The organism is Bacillus cereus group sp. Bc061, assembly GCF_027715825.1.
GTDB classification, from domain to species: domain Bacteria; phylum Bacillota; class Bacilli; order Bacillales; family Bacillaceae_G; genus Bacillus_A; species Bacillus_A paranthracis.
Genome location: NZ_JAQFTZ010000001.1, coordinates 1552952 through 1579790 on the forward strand (window position 1 = coordinate 1552952; position 26839 = coordinate 1579790).

Below are 26839 nucleotides of genomic sequence, written 5' to 3' on the forward strand. Positions count from 1 at the left end.
ATCTCTCTTTATTCATAAGAATTTTTTTCTATACTGAAGCATGTAAATGAACAAGAGGAGAAACGATTATGAAAAAATTTGTAATTTGCATAATAGGAATAGGTCTTCCTATATACTTACTACCTTTCATATTACGCGGTGATTTAGACAGATTTAATCCGATTGCTGAAGAAAAAAATGTATACGCCGTTGCGCAGGGGTATGGCATTCCAGATTATCATTATAAAGGCCGGGCTATTTACTCACTAAAAGGTGTCGATGAATTAAGCAATGAGAAAGAATATAAAGTGGGAACGAACACCCCTAATGATTTTATAAGAAAAACTTACTTGAAAATTCATGTAAAAGGAAAGTATGTGTATTCTTACGATCTTATCGCTGAAAAGGATATTCCGGAGAAAATAAGGGGACAATTGGAGATGGCAAATAAATAAAAGAGCCAATTCGTACGAGTTGGCTCTTTATTATCTCTCCCACCTATCGTTTAGAGAATTCTTCCGGTAGATTTATTAAATTCGTTATCATTGTTTCAATAGCCATTCTTTCATTACTTTCACTGTTTCATCTCGTTGTGCTTTTGGCGTAATTAAGCTCGCATTATCACCTTTTTGCTCACCGTACATGCCAAAATGAGCATGGTTTCCGCCTTTTATCATGTGCATAGTTGTATTCTTTGACATAAACTTTTTATTGTCCTCTATTTTTTCTACAGTTGCTAACGCATCTACTTCTCCATAAATTGATAACATCGGGATCGATTTCGTAGAAAAGTCATCTGCAGGATACGAACCTAAGAAAATAATCCCGTCTACCTTTTCTTCATGTTGAAAGGCATACTTAGAAATCATAGCTCCGCCCATTGAATGCCCCGCAACATACCATTTTTGAACTTCCGGATACTTTTCAATTACACTATCTACCTCATTGCTTCCAAGTATCGCTAAGTTTAATGGTAATTTAGGCATTACTACAAAATGTCCATCTTTTGCAAGTGCTTCCCCTAAGTAACTATAAGCCTCCGCTTCTACTTTAGCTCCTTGATAAAAAATAACCCCTATTTTAGCATCTTTCTTTCCAAAAACTATATAATCTTCACCTTTTTTATCATCCACTAATGACAACGCCTCTTTCGTCGGTTTATAACTAAACTGAGACCAAACAAAAAAACTAATACTTCCTATAAGTAAAATACCTAGTAAAGAGTACAGAACAATTTTCATCCACTTCTTCACATATATGCCCTCCCTAAGATGTGTATATTCTATACTTTAGATTATCATTAATAAACATAAAAACTCGAGCATTTTTATTATGCTCAAGTTTTCATTTACGTCTTTAATTCATACTATAAATGGTCCAAGATAAATATGTAGCAAATGTAGTCCATAAAAAATACGGGATTAGCAACCATGCCGATACTTTAGATAAATTGGAAGAAAACATAATGAGAAGTAACGTAGTAATAGCGACTAGTAAACAATCTACTGTTGCTAAAAACAAATTCTTTTGGCTAAATTGAAAATAGCTGAACGCTTGATTGAATATATAATTTAAAAGGAATAAAAACCAAAATGTTTTTGGCTTGAATCCATAGTTGTTGTAAATAATTGCAACTGCTAATGCAATAAGTCCAAATAATACAGCCCATATCATTCCGATTGTCATACCAGGAGGTGTCCAAGACGGCTTTTCTAACGCATCATACCAAGTACGATCAATAGGAAATAAAACACTAGAAACATAAAACAAACCATATGTTAGTAAAAATACTATAATACTAGATTTTTTCATAAACATTCTCCTTTTTAATAGAAGGTTTTAGAAACTCTATATGATTCGTATGCTCTTTCAATGAATACAACTTTAATACGTAAATAGACATTATAACCTTTACATATCAAATTCATATTGACTCGTGTATTTTATATAGATTCTTTCATACTTTTATATGCACAAAGGGCTCTCTCTCGTGCTGCCTTATGATCAACAACTGGCAAAGGGTATGTATCTCCTAGCTTTATATTGGCTTTTTGTAAAATATGCTCAGGTGCTTCCCAAGGTTTATGTATATATTTATTCGGTATATCTCTTAATTCTGGTACCCATTTTCTTATATACTCCCCATCTTTATCAAACTTTTCACCTTGTGTGATCGGGTTAAAAATACGAAAGTACGGTGATGCATCTGCCCCACTTCCAGTAACCCATTGCCACCCCATTGTATTATTTGCAATATCAGCATCTAGTAGTGTATCCATAAACCATTTTGCCCCTTCTTGCCACGGAATTAACAAATGCTTTACAAGAAAAGAAGCCACAGCCATTCTTGCTCGGTTATGCATAAAACCTGTTTGCCATAGTTCCCGCATTCCTGCATCAATAAACGGATAACCAGTTTCGCCCTTCTGCCATACTCTTAATAACTCCTCTTCATTATTCCACGGAAAATGTTCAAAGTTCTTATTAAGAGGTTTATATACTGTAAATGGATAATGATATAGCAAATAATAAGAAAACTCTCGCCAAATGAATTGACGTATAAAGCTATTCACTTGTTGTTCAAAAAGACTACATTGTTTTTCGTTACTTTTATTTATTAAGTAATGATACATTAGCTTTACTGATATTTGACCAAATGAAAGATACGGTGCCAACATCGAATGAGCATTTTGATTTGGAAAATCCCTTCCTTCACTATAAGAGACTAATTTGCTAGAGAAAAATTTCTTACATGTTTTGTATGCCCCTTCTTCTGTAGGCTCCCATATTGATTCCATATGAGATGTCCACCGTATAGTCGGTAGCAAGTGCAGCGCTGAAACAGGTAAGTTCACTGGTAAAGTGCTTACCCCCTTTATACTCCGCACTTTACTAATAGGTTTAGATATTACCTGCTTTTGAAATGCATTATAAAAAGGCGTAAAAACCTTATATTCAGCGTTATCTTTCTTTTTAATAATCCACGGTTCTAATAATAAATGCGAATTAAATTCCTTACAGGTAATACCTTTATCTTCTAACATCATTTTCATTTTTTGATTAGATTGTAATCTATCCGGATCATAACAAATATTCCAATATACAGCCGTTATACCTAACTGTTTTATGAGAGAAAGTATTTCTTCCATTGTATTTCCTGTGCGGATTATTAAAGTAGATCCCAATGCCTCAAGTTGCCTCTTTACATCTATTATAGTATGGTGTAGCCACCACTTTGACGCACTTCCTATTGAAAAAGTTTCATCATATACATATAGCGGAAGAACCTCACCAGACTGAGCAGCTTCAAATAGAGCTGGGTTATCATATAAACGAAAATCTTTTTGAAACATAACGATGATTTTATTTTGCATGGCTACCTCTTCTGATTCTTAAAACATAATAAAACTTATTATACAACAGCGATTTATACATAAGAATTAATTTGTCTTTCATAAATTAGTTAACTTGTTCAACTACCTTGTTAGCAGGAATTTTAACAACTGTTTCTTTTCCACCTGTTTTATCAATCATGAACCCCTGAACTTTAACATTAGAAGGCACTAACGGATGATGACGAATCATATCTATACTCTTCTCAATATTTTCACTAACATTTTCTTTTCCACTTAGCCATTCCTCAAGGCTACTACTTGAAAATTCAGGCATACAATTTTCAAAGAGATAGTCTAGTTCCTTGTTATTTTTTATAGAATCACGTTGAATTTGTAGATTAACTACATTAGTTTCTTTATCCTCTATTCCGACAACAGCAATTTCTTCCACATTTTCTTCATAAATAGCAATAATAATAGACCTCATTATATCTCCAAAAGGATGTACAATTACAGAATCACAGCTGTGTATAGTCAACATATTTTCTCGTTGAATGTTAGTTACTTGTTGGATAATAGGCTCTATTCTTTGTTCAATGTCTGTTAACAATAAAACCTTTTTATGCTTTGCATTCATATATAGCACTCCTTCTTCATGATTGTAATTATGAAACTTTTAAGCTAGTAACAATGATTCATTACATGATTGTTACCAGTTTTTCCAGCGTCCCTCTGGATCAACACTTGCAAGTCTGACCCATCCATTTTGAACTTTTTCTCGAAATGTGAAATCCTTATTTAGCAAACGTTCTATATATTTAGTAGGCGCTTGAATTACAATGAGTAAACGAAGTGGTGAGTGATACGTTTCACTATCTGACTGCATAACGGATTGCCAAGGTAAGCCTGATAACAAATCACTTGCATTTCCTTGCATAACACCGAGACCTGCCGTAACGGTTTGTGTTGTTTTATTTCCACTACCATAATAATGAGGAGCTACAGTTGAAGCGTAATATTGGAGATTGATCCACTGCGCTACTGTTCCTGGTCCCGCTATGATGCTAGCTAATATATCGCCATTTTTATCCTGTTTCCAATCATAATCATGAAGGAAAGCCCTACCTTCTAAATCACAATCCTGAGTCAATTCACGCTGCCCGATAATAAAAGATGCATTACGAGCTAATCCCCATTCCGGACGTATTTCACTCCAATCTTCTGCAAATCGGTGTGCCTCTTTACTCGCATTTTTTATTTTCGTTTTAAAATTAGGTAATTGCGTTAAACGCTCTCTATTTGCCTCTTGGCTCACATTTGGCATAATCAACTCAATACAATCAAATGCTTCTTGCGCAGCTTCCGAAAGTTTTGGGACGTAAATCCATTCCAATTCATCCACGGTTGTTTTATGTTCAGCTGCTGCAAAAATGGTATCGGCAGGAATTTTAATGCCTTCAGCAGACAACGCCTCTCTTACTTCTGGAAGATTACATAAAGTAGCGAAAACTCTTGCATTGAATCCTCCCGCTGCTCCGCCACACGCACCACACTCAAGTGCTGCAGCATAAGGATTGTTCGTACTTTGACTACTGTGTCCGCACATTACAACTAAAGGAGCAAATTTTTCTGTCAGTCCCACCATTTTTAAAGCTTGACTTACATAGTTCACTTTTTCTTCTTTCGTAAAACCGATAGGTATCTCACCTTTTGTGTCATGAACATGATTAAGCGAGAATGTTGTATCCGGTTTTTGTAACATCGTTTTGCGAAGGTTACGAATGAAACCACCAACTCCTCTTGGGACAAAGCTTCTTGTCACCATCTGTAGACCAAGTAAAGGACCACTTAACTCAGGTAGCGCCATACTTGTCAGTACGTTCTGTTTCATCGTTTTAAATGTATAACGCACCGAACTACCTACCCTCTTACGTTGCTCATAAGATTTAAGTTCACTTTCATTTGTGAGCTCTTTTATTTGATGTTTCGGTTTAAGTATAACTGGCAAGGAAGGGTGGCTGTTATTACTGCCTAGTTCACTAGTCGCAATTGGTAACCCAAAGAAACCAGCTATTCCAAACGTTTCAAACGGACCTAATTTTTCAAGGTGGCGACGAAACGGTTCTGAACGTACATCAATACAAAATGCTAATTGAGCTACTACACGCTTTTTATCATTAGTTGCACGTTGTTTAGAAGAAATCTTCTTCTTTAATTGCTCTGCATGCGTCTGTTCCCAAGCTTCCAGCCAAAGTTTCTTACGAATATTTTCATCAAAACGATAAGCAAATGCTAATAATTCGCTTTGTTCAGTGGCAGAAATTTGTAACCATTCCCGTGTGGAAATATCCCCCCAATAGATCCAAGAAGCTATAAGTGGGACAATCGAAACTTTTTTCTCAGCCTTTTGATTTTTTAAAGGTAAATAAGGTTTTACAATGGCCAGCTCCATTGAAATTCGAACTGCTAAATATTCTATAACGAGTGCCTGTTCCTTAATTGATTGTTGGGAGCGCCATCGTATCATTCCTGCCCACCCAGGCAAAGAAAGTAAGTGCCCTTCAAGGTAAGCTTGCCTATTAGATTCAGAAATTCCTAGTTCAGATAATGCTTTTGTTAAAGCTCCCTGGGCATCCTGTGGCCAATCTTTTAAAACTTTACGTTCAGTTTTACTAAGCGCTGGATCAAATGTAATAAGGTGATGCCACGCACGATACAAACCTTTCTCTCGGTTTGGCATCGTCCAACTTGATCCGGAGTCATCAAGATATAATTTACACCATTTAATAATATGGTAATTAAGAACATCTGATAGATTGTCACCCTTTTGATTCTCTATAAGTGAACTGATTGGTTGCATAGAAGAGTCTTCCATACTCCCTGTATTTATATAACTTATTTCTTCTGCTAATTTATTTAATTCTGGCGATGATAACAGACTAGAAGGTAATCTCTCTAACTTTAAAGCTTCTTGGCAAAAACGCTCTGCTGTCTCTCGCGGAATATGAAAAGATTGTGAATCAAGCCAACGAGACAAGCCTATTTGTAAAAATGATTCCTCAATCTCCCCTTTCACCTTTGCCGAATGAATCATGGAGGCACTAGGATATATATCTACATTACGAGCTTCTTTTAACCAATCTGCAACTTGTTCAAATGATTGTTTTTCAAGTCCCATCCAAGGGTGATGAGCTGCAAAGGTTGAGATAGGCCAAAGTGGTGCAATCACTCGGCTAGCAGATTCAACTAAATCATTCATATTCTTTTCTTGTATTTCAATTTTTGTATCTTTCTTTTTTAAAGTTTCTTTCGTTACGATTGACTGTATGCTCATCACTGATTACCTCCCTTTGATACATCATGTTTCAGATAGCTTGGATGACTTTCTACTGACTTTTGTCTCGCTTCACCTACTCGAACGAACCAAAGATACATTACAGCAAATATTGTAGAAGATTGATTACGAGTAACGAGAGTACTAATAACACTACCAAATAATAAGAGACTTATAACAAAAATAACTGCTGGAGCTGAAGGTTGAACATTTTGATACATGTCAGTATGCAACCATTTATAAAGAGAGTTATGAACGGTAAAGTAAATGAGAGAAAATCCACTCAAAACAATTAAGCCAGCAATTCTTCCCATTCTTCCCTCTCCAAAAACAACAAGCTGTTTCCATGAAACGTATAATGACCAACCTAAGATGAACGCACTAACGAATTGATACCCCTCTCCAGAAGTCATAAACCAGAAAGCAATTGCTATAAATAATCCGAAAACACGTCCGACTATCATCCATAAATTGGACATCTTTTCATTAGATTGCTTCACTCCCTCAAAACGTTGTACGGAAGAACCAGCTTGTAAAAACAGTGTGGCTTTAAATAAACCGTGTAAAATTAAATGAATAACAGCTGCTAAATACGCTCCTAATGCGCATTGAATCAGCATAAACCCCATTTGTGCAATAGTGGATCCTACTAGCTGACGTTTATAATCAACTTGGACTAAACTAATTCCTGTTCCTATTAAGACAGAAATACTAGAGAAAATGAGTAAAATGATTTGTGCAATATCATCATGAAAAAGAGGTGAAAATCTAGTTAACATGATACCACCAGCATTTACTAAACCCGCATGCATAATAGCAGAAACAGGAGTTGGAGCAACAGCTGATTCAATTAACCATCTTTGAAAAGGCCATTGTGCTGCTGGAATCATCACAGCTACTATAATCAATAAGTTAATTCCTGTTTTCTCCAATGTTCCAAATTGAGCTACATTTTCATTCGTTACAACTGATGTTAACTGCCACTGTCCAGTTATTTGAAACAGCCAGATGATAGCTGCTAGCAAGGCAATCCAACTTATTGTAAATAAATAGCCTGAGATTTTTGTTGCTTCACTAACTACCTTCCACCCTTTATTTAGCCCGATGAGTAAAACCAATCCTATAAGTGTTGCTCCCCAACACATAATCATGAAGCGAAGATCATCACTTAACCATGCAACTGAAGATACCCCTGTAGTAAATGTAAAAAGTGCAAAGTATTTTCGATAGGAGCGATCTCCCATTAAGTAACGTACAGAGAAACGCTGAATGATTAAACCAATTGCAAGAACGAAGAAAGCCATGAACCAAGCTAAAGTATCTAAATGCCAAGGCCCCACAACTCTATCTCCATTGTGATTAACAAGTGCAAGTAAAGAAACTAATGAAGGCAAAGCAGCGATACCAATATGGATATGAACAAAACGTAAAGGCATCCTTGCATGTAAAAACAATAATCCACTTAGCCAAGAAGCACTAAGCGCGATAAAAAATAATGTTAACAGTGTTGATGAACTTAGCGAAATTAACATGTAAAATACTCCCTTCCAAACGAAAATAACCTATAAAAATTCCTTTTCATTACGATAGTTTTTTTAATTTCAATTTTTATTCACTCTTTTTCGTACATCGTTTTTCCCATAAAAAAAACCGACAACTTCCATAATTCAATGATTTTATATCATCATTGAATTATGGAGATTGTCGGTTTCCCTTCAACTAACTTCAATAAAGTTTTTTGAAGAGCTCCCATTTTATAGAGGATAGTAATATATGTATTACTCCTATGAAAAATAACAGTATATCTCTGATCTCCTAGATTATGCAATCAATATATCAATTTATGTTATGCGCTATCTTTTCATTAAGAAACTTTTTCATTTAGTCAATATTACATATTAAAAAAATGCTAAAGCCTTAATTATAGCAAACAGTTAAAATAAGCATCTATTAATTTTTAAAACAATTATAAGATAAACCATATTAAGCAGTTTGTCAATTTATTTATCCGTTTTGCGAATCAAAATTCATTATACATAAATAATTTCAAGTTTTCTTGTTTTCTAATCATTACCTTGTTAATAAGATAAAATAAAGTACACAACTTGTAGATTTCTTAATTACCTCACTGCATTTTTAGTGTATCTTCCACTAACCCTAAGTTGTTTTTTATTTTAAAACTTTTCCTCAAGATTATGAAACAATTTAAAAATCATTACTCGTTCACCAGTACGAGAACTTATATCCGTATGAAAACTTTTTACTTCTTCTCCAGTTAATTCTAGTATAATCTCTTTCAAATCGTCAATTCCAGATTCAACTAGCTCCGAACGATTTTTCTTTATCGTTAGCATACCGTCTTTCGTTTCGCAAACAGTATACTCAGCCGGTGTTAAAATACCTTGTAAATTTACGATAATCATATCTCGTAATATATCTGTCTTAACGGATATAGACCCGCGTCCTAGGTAGTCCTTTTCCCAGTGCGTAATTGCTTTACTTATCTCTGACTCAATAGAGCCTTTTGAGTTTTTCATTTATGTATCCTCCTTCAATAAAATAAATTTACAATAACAATATAATAATCTGGATTGATTTTATTTTCAATTATTGAGAACAATTTGTAGGAATCGTTGTAGGGTATCCTTTAGGATTAAACTAAGTTTTTATATTGCAATATACGTTTTTTTGATTATCCCAAATAAGCTACTCTTACTATAAGGACTCTGTTGCATACATTTCTAAAAAGGACATTCCGGAGAAAATAAGATATCTATTATAACGTAATATACAAATAAAAAAGCCTACGCTGGTGAGTAGGCTCGTTCTCTTTTTATTTTAGTCAAAAAGCTATACATACCTTCATTCGAACACATTACCAGATTAGGTTTATGCATATTTCCTTCGAATTTTCCCAACCACCAATAACAGAAAGGGAATTCCAAACATGTAAACCGGAAATGCAACTGGAATCACAAAAAATAGGTAGTAATAATGAGTAAATGTTTGGATATTTTTAACTGATACAGCTATGATGAACGAAATAGGAGCAAGAACCAAAGCTACTTTTCGCCAATCCTTTAAATGAAATATTTGTGCTGTTCCATAACAAGCGATAAACATGTATAACGCCAGTTTAACAAAAATACTAAAAAACCAAATAATCACTATCAAAATATCTACATTTTGAATGAACTCCATGACGGATATGTACCGACTCAAATCGTAAACCGGATACAAAAAACTTGAAGATAGATTCGGACCGAATGTTAAAATGACCGCTAATGTTCCGATCGTTACCATGAAAACGGCCAGTCCTACTCCCCACATTGCCCGCGATGACGCTTGTTCTGGTTTGTCCATAAAGAAAACGAACATCATCATCATGACAGCCTCCCCGAAAAATGCAGCTACAGGAGTATAGGAGCCTTTAAGTATGGGAAGCCATCCAGAATCATGATAAATAGGCCGCATATAATCCCAATTCATATTGCCAATATTCAAAATGATTACAAACGTTATCATTAAAAGTACAATTGGCCCTATAATTTCACTTAAACGTCCAATCCCCTCCACCCCGCCTTGGTAAATAATAAAAATGAGCAATAACATCGCAGTCAAGACAATAACCCACAAAGGTGTATTATGAAACAAAGCGATAATAATGAACTCACCAAATTCACGGACGGTTATCCAAATTATCATGTACCATCCAAAGAAGTAAGGAATCAGCAGCAGCTTTCCTAGCCATTTACCAAGAATGGTTTGACTAAATTCAATTAGCGTTTGTTTCGGATAGAGCGAACCAAGTGTAGTTGCCAAAAAAGTAAGAACAACCCCTATCCCCCCTGCAATCAAGATCGAAATCCACGCATCTTGTTTGGCAGTGCGAATCGTCGCTGGAATAACTAGAAGGAGTGATTGTCCCACTTCAAATGTGAACATCATCCAAAAGATTTGCCTGCCAGAGATTTTCATTGAATTTCTCACACTCTATATTCCTCCTTATTTTTTCATTTCATTTTTCTTTAACTGCAACGGTGGTCCAGTCAGTCCTACTCGCCGAATAGTAAGCTTTGTATGAACAGAAACTTGCACTTTTCGAAATTGTTTACTCCAATTCTTTTTTAGCCCTTTCCATTCGGATGGATATTTTCGATGAATGGCTTCCCCAAATCCAAAGATATCGGTTCCGTATTGTTTTTGAACCTTTTTAATAGTTTGGAGAGCTTGCTTTTCAGATTGTTTTTCCAATACATGTTCTAAAAGAGTGATATTTTTTGGCTGCGTAAGATCTAAATTCGTATTATTTTCCTGAATTGTTCCTTCACCAGAAAAAACAATATCACACTTAATTGTGTTCCCTTGTATAGTAGGTATAATTTTTCTATTGATTTTTGTCATATATAAACTTGCACTACCATTTCCTTTAGAGGCGCTTGCTGTAACCGTCTGTTTACTTAAACGATTCACTATCCAAAGAGTAGTTAACCATTCCTGCATGTTTAAATACCCTATCAATTTGAAATCGTTGTTAAATATAGCACCGCCTACAATTTGAAACCCTTTGACCTCAGTTTTTCCTTTTTTATGAGACACATTTAGTTTAATAACGGGTAAAATCGGAGTGATTCCATCACTCGTACTAGCAATAAGAAAATGTAATAAAGACATATCTCCTAACGCCTCTATTTGCATATGCTCTTTCAGTGCCCCAAGTGCCGGGATAGATTCTAAGGGGATGGATGCTTTCAAAAACTCTTTTGCAGTATGCCCCTTTATTACAAACGCATCTGCTCGTAATCGAATATCAGGATCGCGGCTATATGCATCTAAAACTGAAGCGAGGCCATTTTTAGCCATTTTTTCTCCAATCAATATTACACGCTGGTGCCCTCGAAAGATTTCTCTCGACATTTTTGTTTGCATCATTTGTACAGCTTCATGTGTATCCTTTCCAATTCCTGATTCTATAAAAACCGATTTTCCTGTATTACTTCTTCCGCTCTGTCCCATTCCCATTTTTGATGGGATAATAAACTGCGCACTAATTTCAACCTTATTATTCTTCGCTTGATCAAGTCCCCACCCTAATTCAATTGCCAGATCATTTAGCTCCGTACGATCCCAACATCCCGTCAAGAAGCATAATGAAACGACCAGTATCATAGAGAGCGCCTTGTGCAGACTCATTCTGTTTCCCCTCCCCGTTTCTCATCTGGCTTTTGTCCATCTGGAAAACGAACTTTCTCTTCACCAGATACCATTATTGGGCGGTGTGTCATATTCCAACGAGGCGTTCGGAGAAAAACATCCTTTAAATCACGCGGAGTCTGAGGCGCAACTGGACTTAAATACGGAATACCAAAAGAACGAATATTAGTTAAATGAATCAAAATCGCAAGGGTACTTATTGCTATACCGTATAGCCCAAGCATTCCTGCCAATAACAGCATAGGAAAGCGTAACATCCGGTAAGCTGTTCCTAAGTTGTAGCGTGGGAACGCAAATGACGCAATACCGGTTGTCGCCACAACAATAACTAAAGGTGCGGAAATAATACCTGCTTGCACAGCAGCTTGCCCGATAACAAGTGCCCCCACAATGCTAACTGCTGATCCAACAGGTTTTGGTAACCGAACGCCCGCTTCCCTCAAACCTTCAAATAAAAATTCCATCATTAGTGCTTCTATAACAGCAGGAAAAGGAATACCTTCTCGCGCAGCTGCAATACTAATAAGCAAATTTGTCGGAATTAATTTCGGATGAAAAGTTGTAATAGCAACATAGAGAGACGGAAGAAATAATGAAATATTAATTAATATTAAACGTATCCATCGAACAAAAGTCGTGTAGATGGAGCGCTCATAATAATCCTCCGCTGCTTGCAAACCCGTCCAAAATGTCATCGGAACGATTAAAACGAAAGGTGTATTATCGACTAAAATGGCGACTTTCCCTTCTAATAAACTTGCACAAACCGCGTCTGGTCGCTCGGTATTTTGAATTTGCGGAAAGGGAGAAAAGGGTTGATCCTCGATAAACTCTTCAATAAAAGCTGACTCCAACACCCCATCAATTTGAATTCGCTTTACCCTTTGGCGAACTTCATCCAAAACCGAATCGGGTGCAATGCCCTCAATATAGGCAATTACCACATCTGTCTGTGATAATTCCCCAATCGAATAAGGTTCCATTTTTAGTCTTTGACTCCGAATCCTTCGGCGAATTAGGCTCGTATTCACCCTTAACGTTTCGGTAAATCCGTCCCGAGGGCCACGAACAGAAATCTCGGCAGCCGGTTCTTCAATACCTCGTTTTTCAAACCCTTTTAAATCAGCGACTAGAGCTTGACTCTCTCCTTCTGTTAAAATGACGATATTCGCTTTCAATATCGCTTCTATAACCTCATGAACTTTTGAAATCGTCTTTACTTGAGAAACCGCAATAAGCTGTTTTTGTATAATTTCTCCTACCGAATCCTCACTCTTTACTCCACTAGGCAAACCTTCAAACATCATTGGTTTGAAAACAACTTGTTCCACAATCTTAGTGTCAACTAATCCATCTATATAAATAAAAAGAATTTCAGTTTGACTATTTATGAGAAGTGGACGAAATACAATATCGGAACAATTTTCAAAAACTTGTCTCAAAACTTCTTCATTCGCACATACACTCTGCTTGAGTTCACACTCTTGATCATGTTGGATCTGCATACTTGCACTCTCAAGTTCCTGAATATCTTTTCTCAAACGATTTCTACTAAGTTTTTTCATCATACTACCCCATTTATCGAATGGTTTATGTTTTTATACTTGAACTTTAGTGTTAGTGATTTCTTGACAGAAAAGCTTTAGAAACCGTTCCGCCACATGGTTTTTGGGTAAGTAATCATTTGGCTAGAAAACAACAGGAAAATATCCCCTCTATATCCTTCTTAAAATCTCCTTACACATGAAAATTATTCAATTTTTTCTATAAGTTAGTTATTCTAAAATGTGGTATCCAAAAAGTAACTTGTAACTGATGAGTTGTTAAATTGGTACTAATACACTTATGGAAACGAGCCCAAAAAGCATGCTCTGAAGAAAGATAAATCAGAACATGCTCTGAATTGATTTAATGGAATCACTCTTTTAGAAAAAACTAGGATCATTTCTTTAATCCTTCTTTCACTAAAATACTCTTTAATGAAATCATCTCATTTTTTAGTAACCTGTTGATACTATAGACGTTGATTTTTCTGGAAGTTTAATTGAAAATAATCCGCTTCATTTCAAACAATATTTTCATACTAGCATGCTAGTATAAAGATAAAATACAGAGATAGCCTTACCATTGAAATTCTATTATAATTTTGTAATCGCAATTCATTTGAATCAAATAAAAAATCAGAAGAAATAATATTATTGGGAGGTACTCCGATGAACCTTTTAATTAGAAAGTTAGAAAAAAATGATGTAGGCAATTTCCCGGAGATTGATGATAGTTTTATAGTAAATGCTCGGTTAATTCTTTCTCTTTCCAAAGTAAATAGACGCATAGAATATACAGTAGAAGACGTTCCAAGTTATGAAAAAAGTTATTTACAAAATCAATGTGATAATGAAGAACTGGCGTACAATGAGTATATAAATAAACCGAATCAAGTAATTTACATAGCACTGTTACATAACCAAATCATCGGATTCATAGTATTGAAAAAGAATTGGAATCACTATGCTTACATAGAAGATATAACAGTGGATAAAAAATATCGTACACTCGGAGTTGGTAAAAGATTAGTTGATCAAGCAAAGCAGTGGGCAAAAGAAGGCAATATGCCAGGTATTATGCTTGAAACGCAAAATAATAATGTCGCAGCATGTAAATTTTATGAAAAATGTGGATTTGTAATTGGTGGATTTGATTTTCTTATTTATAAAGGTTTGGATATGACAAATGATGAAGTTGCAATGTATTGGTATTTTCATTTCAAATGAAACTGTTTTTAACATGAAGCAAAGTCAAAATAAAACCCCCAATCTCTCTAAATTAAAATTGAGAAACTGGGGGTTTTTATTTAAAACAAGTAACTTATTAATAATCCTGCTGATAATAAAAAGCCGAAAATCGTATTTGTCATCGCTGTTGATTTCATGGCGATGCGCATATATCCGGGATCCTTTGCCCCTTTTTGGAAGCTTTGAATGGCAGAGATTGGTTTTCTCAAACCTAGGAACATCACTAATGCCCAAGGACTTATATAACCCATCAATACAATTACCGCAATCCAGAAATAAGCAACGAAAAAGGCTACAGCTAGTGTTACTATTGCTTTTTCTCTCCCAAGGAGGATTACTAATGTCTTTCTTCCACCTTTAATATCTTCTTCAATATCTCGGATGTTATTTGACATGTTGATTGCACCGACTAAAATTCCAATTGGAATGGAAATTAATACACTTTCAGTCGTTATCGTATTCGTTTGAATAAAGAAAGCAATAAGTACAAAGCATGTCCCCATTAACAATCCAGAAACTAATTCTCCAAATGGAGTGTACGCAATTGGTAATGGACCACCTGTATATAAATAACCAACCGCCATCCCAATTAAACCAATGACGACTAACCACCAGCTACTATTCATACAAATATAAACTCCAATAATTGCTGCTACTACATACAATAAAAGCGCAACTGTCAACACATTTTTTGGTTTCAATCCGTGACGGACAATTCCGCCACCGATGCCAACAGAATCAGCGGTATCTAATCCACGTTTGAAATCATAGTACTCATTAAATAAGTTCGTCGCGATTTGCAATGCTAAACATGCAACCATCATCGCAATAAATAAAAGCCAATCAATTTCGGCAACATAAAGTGATGCCACTGTTCCTAAAATTACAGGAGAAAATGTCGCCGTTAACGTATGCGGGCGCGTCATCTTCCATATTAATTTAGCGGAACTAATTTCTTTTTCATTCCCCATAACTCTGTTCAATCTCCGATACGATAAACTTAACTAAATCTATACAATTCAATCAAATTTACACAAGTTAGTGCTTCAAAGTGTTCTCGCAACCCCAAAGGGACGAGGGGTATAACACTCCACACGAGGCAGTATCGTTACCTCCTATTATCAAGCATTTATTTTACCCATCTTGATAAATTTATCGACGCATTTACATCCCTATCGTGATAGCTATTGCATGAAGCACAACGCCACTCACGTATTTTTAAACTCCACTGTCCTTCTGGTTGAACTGAATGGTCGTATTTTACTCCGCAACATGAACAAATCTTGCTTGAGGCGAACCATTTATCAGCTTTTACATACGCAATGCCATATTTCTCGCACTTGTATGATAAACATTGAAAGAAGAAGTTTAATTTTTGAAATAAAAATGCTTTCGATAGTTTTTTGTTTTTTAACAGGTTTGAGATAGATAAGTCTTCCACAACAATTCTCATTGGTTTGGTTTTCACCAATTTAGCTGTTGCTTGATGGATATGGTTATTTCGGATATTCGTAATTTTTCTAGATAACCGCAGGTGCTCCGCTTTCGCTTTTTCATATCCGGCAGATTGAATTTTTACACCTTTTTTAAATCTCCTAGACATATCTCTTTGCGCTGACTTTTTCCTTCTCAAAAGTTTTTTAACCTTAGCATCTTTGTTTATATTTCGTTCTTTCATACCATTAGAAGCTACAAAAAGTTCTTTTAAACCAACATCCACACCAATCGACTCATTCGTTAGTTCTTGTGATTCAAAGTCTTCTTGGAACCCTACACTAATCCACCAGTGACGACCATCAAAGGTAACTCTTGGATTGGATGGTTTTTTATTCCTTGGTAGTTGTTGGCTTGTTTTCACTTCTCCAATAGACTGAATATGAACGACTTTCTTTCCTATAACCAGTCTTTCATAATTGGCATAAAATCCTTGGATTAAATCTTTTTTGGATTTATAAGAAGTGTGATAACCATTTTTGTACTTTTTGAACGAATGTTTTCTCGCCGTATCAAAATCTTTTGAAGCCTGTTTGGGAACTTGTGCATTGATTTCTTTTAACCACTCATACCTCTTTCGCTTCTTGATCTTTGTAAATCGTTTCTGTAAAGCTAACTGTGAAACAGATTTTCCAAATAGCTTATAGTATCTATCACTCATTCTTTTACAATAGTTATAAGCAAATCTTGCAGCACCAGCATGGTTTCTAAGCACTTTTTCTTGTTCAGGCGTTGGAATCAGTCTAACTTTCTTCGCCAATATCATCAGAATGTAACTCCTTTAATGAAAGATTTGTTCTTCTGAATCGTAGCGTGTTCCACCAGCATTCTCCTGAGACTACTCGGATGCAAACCTGTTAATTCTGATACTTGACTAACTCGTAAAAATTTCATTATCATTCTTACCTCATTAAATTCACAATAGCACATACGTTCGATAAATTCAATGCGGTTTGATAGATTTAATTAAATGTATCTCGTTCAACTAAGGGCGCAATTCCTTAGCCAGTTCTCTTATGAACTTCTCATGTTTTCACATGAGCGCAGACTATATGTTTATCTACTTAGAGATAGAGGATTTTTCCATCACCATAGGCTTGTGATGTACTCTCGCCAGTTATACGAGATAGTCGTTGAACGTTCATCTTATCCATTTTGACTTAGATGATTCGAGGCGGAAGACCCATTGTTCTAGTGTTTAGGATTTAACCTTGCACAATCTGATTGATTTTTTCTGCTTTCGCGACATTCACGCTCGCTATTTCTAGCCACGTTGTAGTTCAATCAGCTTTAGGGATTGCCCGCAGTTAACCCTCACTACTAGCCAATCACTTGACTAGCAGGGCTTACTGATATATTTAATTAACTTTCGTTATAATTGGTTAAATAAATCGTAACAGTTAGTTACCCTACATTTAAGTATAAATTACTAGCAGTATCTTTCTATCTGTTTTCTGCTTCACATCCATTATAGCAAAAAATGAATTGGTAATAGAACTGTAATGCTCTTGCTTATCCCACTATCACTCTTGAATTCAGTTTTTCAAAAGAAAGCCCGTTGCTCACATTCGAACAACGGACCTTTTTTATAGTAACCAATTTAAAACGTCCTTAGCAATCTCTTCTGGTCTATCCCAGTGCATTAAATGCCCTGTATCTTTGTAAAGCTTAGTCGTAATGTTAATACGCTTCTTAAATTCTGCTATCTGCAATTCTCTTATTTCTAAATAATTATCAGGAAGGTCACAATACAATAATAAAATATCGCTTTTAATTTTATGCAATTTCAATGTTTTATACACCGTATATTGAAACTTAATTACACCTCTAGCGGTATCGCCAGTAGCATGCCATTTCACTTTACTATCTTCTTCTCGCATTAAATCATAAACCGCACGTTCTAATAATGGAGACCACCTGCTGTAAACCATTTTTTCTGATTGGATGAACGCTTCTTTACTGTCAAAAATATATTCATCAAAATCTTTTTCGTAATGAATGATTTCTTCTTCTAATGATCGCGGTGGACACTCTCCTTCTTTCGCATTTTTATATAGCTTCGCAAAATAGTCTGCATTCATTTTTCCATGATGATAACCACCATCTAACAAAACCATTTTATTCACTTTTTCTGGACATGCGGCTGCATAGTGAAGCGCAACGCTTGCGCCCCATGAATGTGCTACTATATGAAATGTTTCTTTTCCTATGTGCTCAAATAATGCTACTACCCAATTTATTAAATGGGCTGCACCGTAATCTTCATCCTTCTCAAAATTTGGTGTTTTCCCATGTCCCGGTAGATCAAACGATACAATATGATAGTTATCTTTTAGAAATTCCGCCATTTCTATAAAACTTAATTTTGTACTTCCTAAACCATGAAAACAAATGATTTGAGGGTTACTTTTATCCCCCCATTCACAACCACTTGCTTCATATTCACCAAATTCTACAAAAAAGTGATTCATTTTTAATCTCCTCTAATTATTAGATATAAATTAGTTTGAATGCAAAATTGTTTTTTCAGAATAAACAAATTCTATAAATGTATCCAAATCCCTTTTTCGTAAATAATTTTTATAGAATACGAGAGTTAGAAAGCACCAAATGCTTATCATTTCAGTTAATGGTTAGACTACATCTGCACACCTATGAAATTAATATAGTTTAATAATTGTACTATACGTTTATCATATGTGTGATGTTTCAAAGTTCTATCCAGTCCATTTTTTGCTATACGTTTTCTTTCTTGTACATGTTCCAAATAATACTCTGCTTTTTGTATAAACTCCGATGCACTATTAAAAGTTTCTATTTCAACACCTGGTATGTAATGTTTTGCTACATCTGGACGTATATCAGTTAATTGAAAAGAACCTACGGCATTAATTTCAAACGTCCTATTATTTACGGAATACGCTTGAATATTTGCAGAGTTACAATTCAATTCCTGATCAATTAGTGAACGATGCAAATTTATATTGATTTTAGTAGATACGTAAAAATGTAACGCATCTTCATACTTTGCAAGTGGCAAGATTTGTATTTTATCCTTTAACCTTTCATAACTCTTTAAATTCTCCCAACCGAAACCTACAATTTTTATATTTTTTTCTGCTAAATACTCTGAAATAGAGTCAACAAAGTTAATTCTATTTTCAAATGCGGTTCCTATAAAACTAAGATCATACTTATATGTATCTTCTTTAAGAGAAGGTTTAAACACATCTTGATTTGCTGCTAACGGGAGATGAAATACATTCTTACATCCTATCCCTCTATAAAACTTGATACAATTTAAATCTTGCGTAAATATGTAATCATAATACGGCACAAGATGTTGTGTTACATCCGTATAATAAGGATCATCTGTCAGCCAAAGTCCAGTAGTAAACCCTGCCTTTTTTAAGAATGGCATAATATGATTAAATTCTTCACTTAAACCGCTTAATACCAAAATAAAATCTGGTTTCATTTTTAACGCGGTTTTTATAGCTTTTTCTGGACTCACCATACTTGTATCGCTGTTTACCTTTTGTAAACTATTCAAAATTGCTGCTTCGATCATTGGATAATAAAAAGGAATCCCTGATTGAATAAATAAAATTTTCTTAGGAGTATTACCTTTCATGTCACTTCCCCCTATTTCTACATAATCAAAGCGCACGAAAATTAGCAGTCTTTATTCATTTTCATGACCTCTTACTTTACATGTATAAGCACCGTTTATGTCCATTATGTGGAACTTCCCTCATTTTATAGGTAATGGGATTTTGGAAGGTGATGTTTCTTTTATTCATACTCCCTATCATGATGTATCTATATTTTTTATCATTTACACAATTTCGCAATACAAAGTAACAGCATATGAGCACAAGATTGCGCTTTTTACTCATGCTTCTTTTTATATCAAAAGATACACTTCATATATAAATAGATGAAAAGGAGTAAATAAAATGAATGCATTAGTATCTGCAAGGAATGTGACAAAAATTTATAACAAGAATCAATTACCAGGGCTTAATAAAGTTTCTTTTGATATTCTAGCGGGTGAGTTTGTGGGGATTATGGGGGCCTCTGGATCCGGAAAAACAACTTTATTAAATATTTTATCCACTATCGACACACCTACAGAGGGCGATGTTTTTATAAATGGGATTAATATCCAAACGCTTAACAATAATAAATCTGCTGATTTTAGGAAGGATTACTTAGGGTTTATTTTTCAAGAGTATTTTTTACTTAATAGTTTAACCGTAAAGGAAAATATTGCTGTTCCACTTACTCTGTTAAAAAAATCCCCAAAGGAAATTGAATCCACAATAGAAAATTTAGCAAAGCGTTTTGGGATATTTGAGCAATTAAGCAAATATCCTAGTCAATTATCGGGGGGACAAAAACAAAGGGTTGCAGCTGCAAGAGCCCTTGCAAAGCAGCCTAGTATTTTATTTGCAGATGAACCTACAGGCGCGTTAGATTCAAATTCTGCAACAGAACTACTTCAAAAATTAAAAGAGGTAAACGAGGAACTTCAAACTACCATTTTAATGGTAACTCATGATGCCTATGCAGCCAGTTTTTCTAGTAGAATTTTAATATTCAAAGACGGAAACATTATAAAAGAATTAAAGAAAAATAAACAAAATAGAAAAGAATTTTTCGAAGAAATATTAAAAGAAATCTCTAAAATTGATGAAAATCGATATAACTAGAAATACGAAAGGAAGATTGAACTGTGGGATTATTTACAATCGCAAAAAAGAATTTAAAAAATAACTTCTCCTTCTATTCATTCTATTTTATTTCAGTAGCTTTTGTACTGATGGTATTTTTCTCCTTTATCTCTTTTTCCATGAACGACATTGTCATGGAAAAGATTTCGTCTGATGGTAGAGTAGAAACAATGTCAAAAACAGTGGCGATCTTTGTTATGGCATTTGTACTATTCTATATGTCATACTCTAATACATTTTTTATGAAAAAAAGAATGAACGAACTCGGCATTTACTCCCTTTTAGGATATAGAAAATCAACGATGCTAAAACTGTTAACTTTTGAAAATATTATGATTTGCTTTGCTGCCCTATTTGTAGGAATTATTTTTGGCGCCATTGCTCATAAAGGAATTGTAGGAGCTATAATCAAAATATTAAAATTACAAATCGATACTTCTAAAGTACCATTTATTAACCTTGATGCAGTACTATTCACCTTTGCTTTTATCTTTGCTGTTCTTTTTGTTTTATCTTTATCAAATTGGATTATTCTTCGAAAAAGTTCCTTACTAACTTTAGTACGTATGGAACAAAAAGAAGATAAAAAGATAAAAATCAATACAGTTTTTTCACTACTAGGATTATTTTTCATTTTAATTGGCTATTTCTTAGCAATCGATATTACAAGGGGCACGAAATCTTTGTGGAAAACAATTGGCTTTTCTCCAATCGCTCTCTTAACGATGTTCAGTGTAATATTAGGGACGATCTTCTTTATTCATTCATTTTTACCATATGCGATTCAAAAGCTAAAGAAAAATAAAATATGGTTTTATAAAGAATCCAATATTATCGTCATCCCAAACTTTATATTTAAAATTCGTTCAAAAGCAAAAACTTTCATTTTATTAACCTTATTAACCGCAGGAACTTTAGCTATATTCAGTTCTACTCTACTGACTCTTTACTATCCTGTTGCCGCTACAGAACGGATCGTACCTTCAGCTATCGAGTTTCCTTTAGACGATAAGGACGTAGCCAATAAAGCACTACAAACTGTACAAAATACTGTCGGTAAAGAAAATACAAGATATACAGAAACAACCATTATTAACGGGAAATCTAATTCTGATAATTTACCGAAAGAATATAGTATAAAAAAGGAACACGGATTTGACCTTATCTCTGAGTCAGATTACAGAAAGTTAATACATATTCAAGATAAAAATGTAGAATTTAATCATCTAGCTAAAAATGAAAGCATCCTAGTAAAATATCGACCTGAAAAAGAAAATCTAGATAAAGGGAAAATATATACTTTAAATTTAACGCCTACAACTAATATAGATATTAAAGTAAAAGACACTACATTACTTAATTCAATTGGATTTGCAAATAGTGTCGCAACACTTATTATCTCGGATCAACTTTATAAAGAAATAAAAGCTTTAGAATTACCTGAAAAAACGATAGTGAGTTTTAATGGATTAGATATGAGGAATAATAAAGCAGTTTATGAAAACTTAGCTCCACTATTTAAAAATAATAGTTATTTTACAAGTAGTTACCAGAAAAATGATTATATTATTCAGCAAAATAGCTCAACATTCTTGCTCATTAGTTTTGTTACTATCATCTTCTTTATTGCAACAGGCAGTATTCTCTATTTCCATAACCTTTCAAGTATGATGGCAAATAAAAATGAATTTATTATTTTAAATAGAATGGGCTATAACAAAAAGAAGATAAAAAGAATAATAAGTAAAGAAATTTTTACCTTGTTTAGCATTCCTTACATAATAGGATTAGCACATAGTATCTTTGCATTAATGGCTTATAAGACTGCTTTAATGGATGATCTATTAGGAAAAAGTAGTGCGTTTATATTACCGATTCTTTTTGCAATATTTATTTTTACTGTTGTATATATCGTTTATTATTTGTTAACAAAAAGAGCATGTTATAAAATTATATTTAACAATAAAAAGTAAAAAACTATAAATAAAGCTGATGATAAATAAAAAAACATCAGCTTTATCTGTATGCAATCTAACAAAGGTAAGTGATTTTATGAAAAAGTACTATGAGCAAAAACAAATTTTAATTTTAATTAACCAACTTTGTATGATTATTTTTCTATGCAATGAATTTTCAATAGACAATATTATAGGAACAGCAAAATTACTCCCTTTACTGCTTATAACGATTATGGCCATTTATGGATCATATCTTAGTTTTATCAACTTAAAAAACAATACTCTATTATCACAATTTTCTAGTTTACTACTTTTTACTTCTTGGCAGTTTTTACTTACACTGAATGACAACCAGATTTTTCGTACATTCAGTACACTACTAAGTGTATTCATTCTATATAAAATCGTGCAATTTATACTCCTATTCTTTTTCCAAGATTCTATTTATAGTTATAAAAAAGAAAAAGATTGGATTTTACGAGTTACATATTTACTAACATTAGGTGCATATTTAATAAACGATAGAATATTTTCTGTTCTATTTTCATTTCAATGGCTTATCAGTGTTAGTTGGATTATTTTTCTATTCCTGAAACATAACAAACGAATTAAATTTGTTTTTAAAACTGAAAAAAAGCATTTACTTACATCTACTACAATTCTTATCTTCCCCTTTATCGTATATGTTATGTTATTTGGGAGAAGTCCCGAATATGTAAATAATTTAGGATGGTACATAATAATTCTGTTCCCCCTATTTAGTATTCATGCAATAGCCTTTAAAAATCATATATCTATGAAACAATATTTCCCCTTAAAAAAAGGTGCAATTGCTTTTATGTTTTTATGCATTTTTATTTTTATGAGTTCACTTGGAGTACTATTTCAATTTAATATGATTACTTATTTCATTTTTATACATACAATTATTTGGTTCATTCAGCTTTATTTCACATTATTATTTCAAGACACAAAAAACACTATCTCCAATTTGAATACAAAAAAATTAAAAACTTTGCCAGACAGTTCGTATGTTCATAACTTAGTACAAATCGTAAAAGAAGAACAATTAAAAAGTAGATTTTCTAATTATTTACATGATGAAATACTACAAGACATATTAGCTGTTAAAAATATGATGAACAAATCTAGTAAAAAAGAAATTCATGACATAATCGTAGCGACACTGGATAACTTAAGTCATACAATACGCATTGAAATGCAGGAGTATCATCCAACTCTATTAAAAACACTTACATTAAAAGAAAATTATCGTAATTTACTTAAAATGATTCAAAAAAAATATGAAACGAAACATGTTAATATATCCTTTACGTGTAACGACGACTTGTTTTTAGTAGAACCCTATCACCTTGTCGTATATCGAATATTAAAAGAACTAGTAACGAATGCATTCAAACATTCAAATTGTTCAAAGTTACATTTACATTTAGTACAAGAAGATGGGGAAATAAAACTTGTTGTGAAAGATAATGGCAAAGGTTTAACAACTACCGAAGCAGATATTTTGAATGGTCATAAAGGATTGAATTCGATTAAAGAACAGCTATTTTTATTAAATGGTAAAATGACCATTTCAAATAGTAACCCTTCTGGTTTATGCATTACTATTATCATTCCTATGAAAGGAGGCGATTCCTATAAACATTTTATTAATAGATGATCATGCTTTGTTTGCTAAAAGCTTGGAAATAGCCTTAGAAGATTATCCTGAAATAGATGAATTCCGTTCATTACAAAATGTTGAAAATGTCGTTACAATTATCAACCAGTTTAAACCAGATATTATTTTATTAGATATTAATTTAAGCAATATAAGTAGTGAAGATGGTTTAGAAATAGCAAAAATAATATTGGATAGTAAATGTGATACAAAAATTGTTATATTAACCGGTTATGATTTACCTGTTTACCAGTATGAAGCTCAAAAACTAGGTGTAAGTGGTTTTATTAATAAAAATATTTTACCTGAAGTATTGGTGAAAGTACTACACGATATTAATAAAGGCGCATCTCATTTTCCAACCCCTACAGAAACAATTGAAGAATTGACTCATAGTGAAAAACAAATTTTACAATTACTGTGTGATGGCTATAAGCGCAAAGAAATTGCTTCTATGTTATACGCTAGCGAACGTACAATTTCCAATCATATTCAGCACGTATTTGATAAATTAAATGTTTCATCTTCTTTAGAAGCTGTCACTAAAGGGATAAAATTAGGTTATATTCAACCTACTTATCGTTAAAGAGCCTACTCAAACGAGTTGGCTCTTTCTTCTCTACTTATTAATGAAGACAACCTTTCTCCCCTCACTCTATAAACTTCCAAATGTTCTTCTAATTCCCTCTCATCACTTATTACACTTAGTGTTTTCTTCACAAAATTCCAATTTAAACTACCGGATAACCATAGTAACGAAGAAAGTCTTTTGTAATCATTTGATGTAACAATATTATGAGCCTTATACCCTTCTAAAAATGCACTAGCAACACTTGGACTGACTTCATGTGATTCTATTCCTTCCGTTCGGGAATACCACTTTAGTAAAAAGGCTAGTCCTTCAATACGATCAACATATCCAATCGATTCGGCATCTACAATTCCTTTTACCTGCTCACTTGAGTCCCATAAAACATTCAAAGGATTTAAATCTGTCTGTACGATAAACTTTAATTCACTCGTATATGCACACTCTATATGATATGTAGCTAGCTTTATATACTCCCGTAATTCTTTGCATGCGCTTGCCTTACTTTCTAACATATGAATAAACTGGGCATACCCATCCAAATGTGATTTCTTTTGAAAAATCGAGCTTTGAAATGCGCAAGATATGTCATGAATCTTTCTTGATTCCTTTCCAAAGGCTTTTGCGATAGCTTCTGTACAATGTGTAATATGTTCTCCCTCAATCCAATTAGACAAGACAAATCTGTATTGTTCCTCATTCCAAGCGACAAGTGTAAATGGCTCTCCTGCCCTATTCTTATTTATCTGCATAAAAGGAATTCCATGTTCGCGTACATAATACGTAAACCATACTTGCTCTATCAGTTGTTCGTTTGATAACGCTCCAAAAGCTGGATTGATTGTTCGCTTGCTATTTATAAATCTTGCGGAATATCGCTTTCCATTTACGATAATTTTATAGTGTAAATCTGTATGCCAACTATTATTATGTAATTCTTCTTCCACTGCTAATGAATGAATTTCTTTAAAATAATTCATTACTACATTTCTTATTATGTGTTTCACCACGTTCTCTCCTTCCATACAAAAAATTAGGGTACATGTAATTCATTGCGCTTCCCATAACAAAATGTTTTTCACTTCATTAAGCATAGCTAGGATATTTCAAATAGGAAATAGAATTATAGAAAATAGTAGATGGGGGGCCTATTATTGAAGAGATTAACATTTGGTATAATTGGAGCATTAAGTATCACTTTATTAATTGGATGTACAAGTAATTCAAATGAGACGAAAGCTTCCAATAAAGAAGCATCCACAGCAGTGAAAGAAAAAGAATTTGTATATGAAAACGTTATGTTTGAACAAAAAGAAGTGAGAAAACTTGAAATTAGTCCTGTAAATTCAAAAAGTAGTAATCAAGTAGTAAATAAAGAAAATATGAAAACAATTTTCACAAGCATGGAAAGCGCAGAGAAAAAAACACTACTTCTAGATCAAGAGACCAAAGACTATATACATTCAAAAATGAAGGTTACTTATCAAGATAATTCTATACAAGAATTCTTTGTTTGGATAGAGTCTGATGGTGACATCGTAATAGCAAAAGCGAGCAATGAAACACACGGTGAAGGTTATGATTTAAGTGAAGATAATTCTAAAAAAATCATTCAGTTTTTCGAAAAAGAATTCTAAAACGAATTACGACACAAATAAAAAAGCCGCATTTGCGGCTCATAAACTTATAGAACTAACTCATGCCTATCGTTTCATCGCATCAAC

Annotated in this window: 22 protein-coding genes; 7 read left to right on the forward strand and 15 right to left on the reverse strand. The window is 33.7% G+C overall.

Going from position 1 to position 26839, the window contains the following annotated elements; translation table 11 throughout:
• Positions 1 to 68: 68 nt before the first annotated feature.
• The gene (locus PDQ40_RS08135) at positions 69 to 434 is read left to right on the forward strand and encodes a YxeA family protein (protein ID WP_000714884.1); all 366 of its coding nucleotides are present in this window, start codon (positions 69 to 71) and stop codon (positions 432 to 434) included.
• A gap of 87 nt (positions 435 to 521) precedes the next feature.
• Here the strand turns inward: PDQ40_RS08135 and PDQ40_RS08140 are convergent, their stop codons facing one another.
• From PDQ40_RS08140 to PDQ40_RS08185, 10 genes are all read right to left on the reverse strand, one after another.
• Positions 522 to 1232: an alpha/beta hydrolase gene (locus tag PDQ40_RS08140; RefSeq protein ID WP_270691339.1), complete on the reverse strand. Its 711-nt coding sequence runs from the start codon at positions 1230 to 1232 to the stop codon at positions 522 to 524.
• Between the two features lie 103 nt (positions 1233 to 1335).
• A complete protein-coding gene (locus tag PDQ40_RS08145; RefSeq protein ID WP_142391952.1) occupies positions 1336 to 1791 on the reverse strand; it encodes a TspO/MBR family protein in 456 nt (151 codons plus the stop codon).
• A gap of 131 nt (positions 1792 to 1922) precedes the next feature.
• On the reverse strand, positions 1923 to 3353 hold the full coding sequence (locus PDQ40_RS08150) for a cryptochrome/photolyase family protein (protein ID WP_270691340.1): 1431 nt from the start codon (positions 3351 to 3353) through the stop codon (positions 1923 to 1925).
• A gap of 85 nt (positions 3354 to 3438) precedes the next feature.
• A complete protein-coding gene (locus PDQ40_RS08155; RefSeq protein ID WP_270691341.1) occupies positions 3439 to 3951 on the reverse strand; it encodes a carbonic anhydrase in 513 nt (170 codons plus the stop codon).
• A 72-nt stretch (positions 3952 to 4023) separates the two neighbouring features.
• Positions 4024 to 6648, reverse strand: a complete 2625-nt coding sequence (locus PDQ40_RS08160; RefSeq protein ID WP_270691342.1) for a DUF2309 domain-containing protein — start codon at positions 6646 to 6648, stop codon at positions 4024 to 4026.
• A complete protein-coding gene (locus PDQ40_RS08165) occupies positions 6648 to 8180 on the reverse strand; it encodes an NADH dehydrogenase subunit 5 (protein ID WP_000908894.1) in 1533 nt (510 codons plus the stop codon). The genes PDQ40_RS08160 and PDQ40_RS08165 overlap by 1 nt, the downstream gene beginning before the upstream one ends.
• A gap of 642 nt (positions 8181 to 8822) precedes the next feature.
• Positions 8823 to 9185: a DUF2294 domain-containing protein gene (locus PDQ40_RS08170; RefSeq protein WP_000798157.1), complete on the reverse strand. Its 363-nt coding sequence runs from the start codon at positions 9183 to 9185 to the stop codon at positions 8823 to 8825.
• Positions 9186 to 9537: 352 nt separating this feature from the next.
• Entirely contained in the window at positions 9538 to 10626 is a 1089-nt protein-coding gene (locus PDQ40_RS08175) for a GerAB/ArcD/ProY family transporter (protein WP_001997784.1), read from the reverse strand.
• Between the two features lie 27 nt (positions 10627 to 10653).
• Positions 10654 to 11841 carry a Ger(x)C family spore germination protein gene (locus PDQ40_RS08180; protein ID WP_000052124.1) on the reverse strand — a complete coding sequence of 396 codons (1188 nt, stop codon included), beginning with the start codon at positions 11839 to 11841 and terminating at the stop codon, positions 10654 to 10656.
• Positions 11838 to 13430: a spore germination protein gene (locus tag PDQ40_RS08185; protein ID WP_071709286.1), complete on the reverse strand. Its 1593-nt coding sequence runs from the start codon at positions 13428 to 13430 to the stop codon at positions 11838 to 11840. Before PDQ40_RS08185 ends, PDQ40_RS08180 begins: the two co-directional genes overlap by 4 nt.
• Positions 13431 to 14075: 645 nt before the next feature.
• Here PDQ40_RS08185 and satA point away from each other — a divergent pair.
• The gene (satA, locus tag PDQ40_RS08190; protein ID WP_001050473.1) at positions 14076 to 14633 is read left to right on the forward strand and encodes a streptothricin N-acetyltransferase SatA; all 558 of its coding nucleotides are present in this window, start codon (positions 14076 to 14078) and stop codon (positions 14631 to 14633) included.
• An 80-nt stretch (positions 14634 to 14713) separates the two neighbouring features.
• On the opposite strand, the gene menA is transcribed toward satA, so the two are convergent.
• From menA to PDQ40_RS08210, 4 genes are all read right to left on the reverse strand, one after another.
• On the reverse strand, positions 14714 to 15625 hold the full coding sequence (menA, locus tag PDQ40_RS08195; protein WP_270691343.1) for a 1,4-dihydroxy-2-naphthoate polyprenyltransferase: 912 nt from the start codon (positions 15623 to 15625) through the stop codon (positions 14714 to 14716).
• 158 nt (positions 15626 to 15783) lie between these two features.
• Positions 15784 to 16914 (reverse strand): RNA-guided endonuclease InsQ/TnpB family protein, encoded by a 1131-nt coding sequence (locus PDQ40_RS08200; RefSeq protein ID WP_095842808.1) that lies wholly within the window; start codon positions 16912 to 16914, stop codon positions 15784 to 15786.
• 820 nt (positions 16915 to 17734) lie between these two features.
• Positions 17735 to 18619 carry an alpha/beta fold hydrolase gene (locus PDQ40_RS08205; protein WP_095842807.1) on the reverse strand — a complete coding sequence of 295 codons (885 nt, stop codon included), beginning with the start codon at positions 18617 to 18619 and terminating at the stop codon, positions 17735 to 17737.
• Positions 18620 to 18786: 167 nt separating this feature from the next.
• A complete protein-coding gene (locus PDQ40_RS08210; protein WP_086405227.1) occupies positions 18787 to 19782 on the reverse strand; it encodes a CgeB family protein in 996 nt (331 codons plus the stop codon).
• A gap of 325 nt (positions 19783 to 20107) precedes the next feature.
• Between PDQ40_RS08210 and PDQ40_RS08215 the strand changes: the two genes are divergently transcribed.
• The 4 genes from PDQ40_RS08215 (at position 20108) to PDQ40_RS08230 (ending at position 25112) form a co-directional block, all read left to right on the forward strand.
• Entirely contained in the window at positions 20108 to 20863 is a 756-nt protein-coding gene (locus PDQ40_RS08215) for an ABC transporter ATP-binding protein (RefSeq protein ID WP_000993166.1), read from the forward strand.
• A gap of 23 nt (positions 20864 to 20886) precedes the next feature.
• Positions 20887 to 22857, forward strand: a complete 1971-nt coding sequence (locus PDQ40_RS08220) for an FtsX-like permease family protein (protein ID WP_000522533.1) — start codon at positions 20887 to 20889, stop codon at positions 22855 to 22857.
• A gap of 79 nt (positions 22858 to 22936) precedes the next feature.
• On the forward strand, positions 22937 to 24526 hold the full coding sequence (locus PDQ40_RS08225) for an ATP-binding protein (protein ID WP_000761135.1): 1590 nt from the start codon (positions 22937 to 22939) through the stop codon (positions 24524 to 24526).
• Positions 24504 to 25112 (forward strand): response regulator transcription factor, encoded by a 609-nt coding sequence (locus tag PDQ40_RS08230; RefSeq protein WP_139120474.1) that lies wholly within the window; start codon positions 24504 to 24506, stop codon positions 25110 to 25112. The genes PDQ40_RS08225 and PDQ40_RS08230 overlap by 23 nt, the downstream gene beginning before the upstream one ends.
• Positions 25113 to 25117: 5 nt before the next feature.
• On the opposite strand, the gene PDQ40_RS08235 is transcribed toward PDQ40_RS08230, so the two are convergent.
• Positions 25118 to 26122: a phosphotransferase gene (locus tag PDQ40_RS08235; protein ID WP_270691344.1), complete on the reverse strand. Its 1005-nt coding sequence runs from the start codon at positions 26120 to 26122 to the stop codon at positions 25118 to 25120.
• A 147-nt stretch (positions 26123 to 26269) separates the two neighbouring features.
• Here PDQ40_RS08235 and PDQ40_RS08240 point away from each other — a divergent pair, with 147 nt between their 5' ends.
• Positions 26270 to 26752, forward strand: coding sequence for a hypothetical protein (locus tag PDQ40_RS08240; RefSeq protein WP_270691345.1), 483 nt, complete (start codon positions 26270 to 26272; stop codon positions 26750 to 26752).
• Positions 26753 to 26839: the final 87 nt, after the last annotated feature.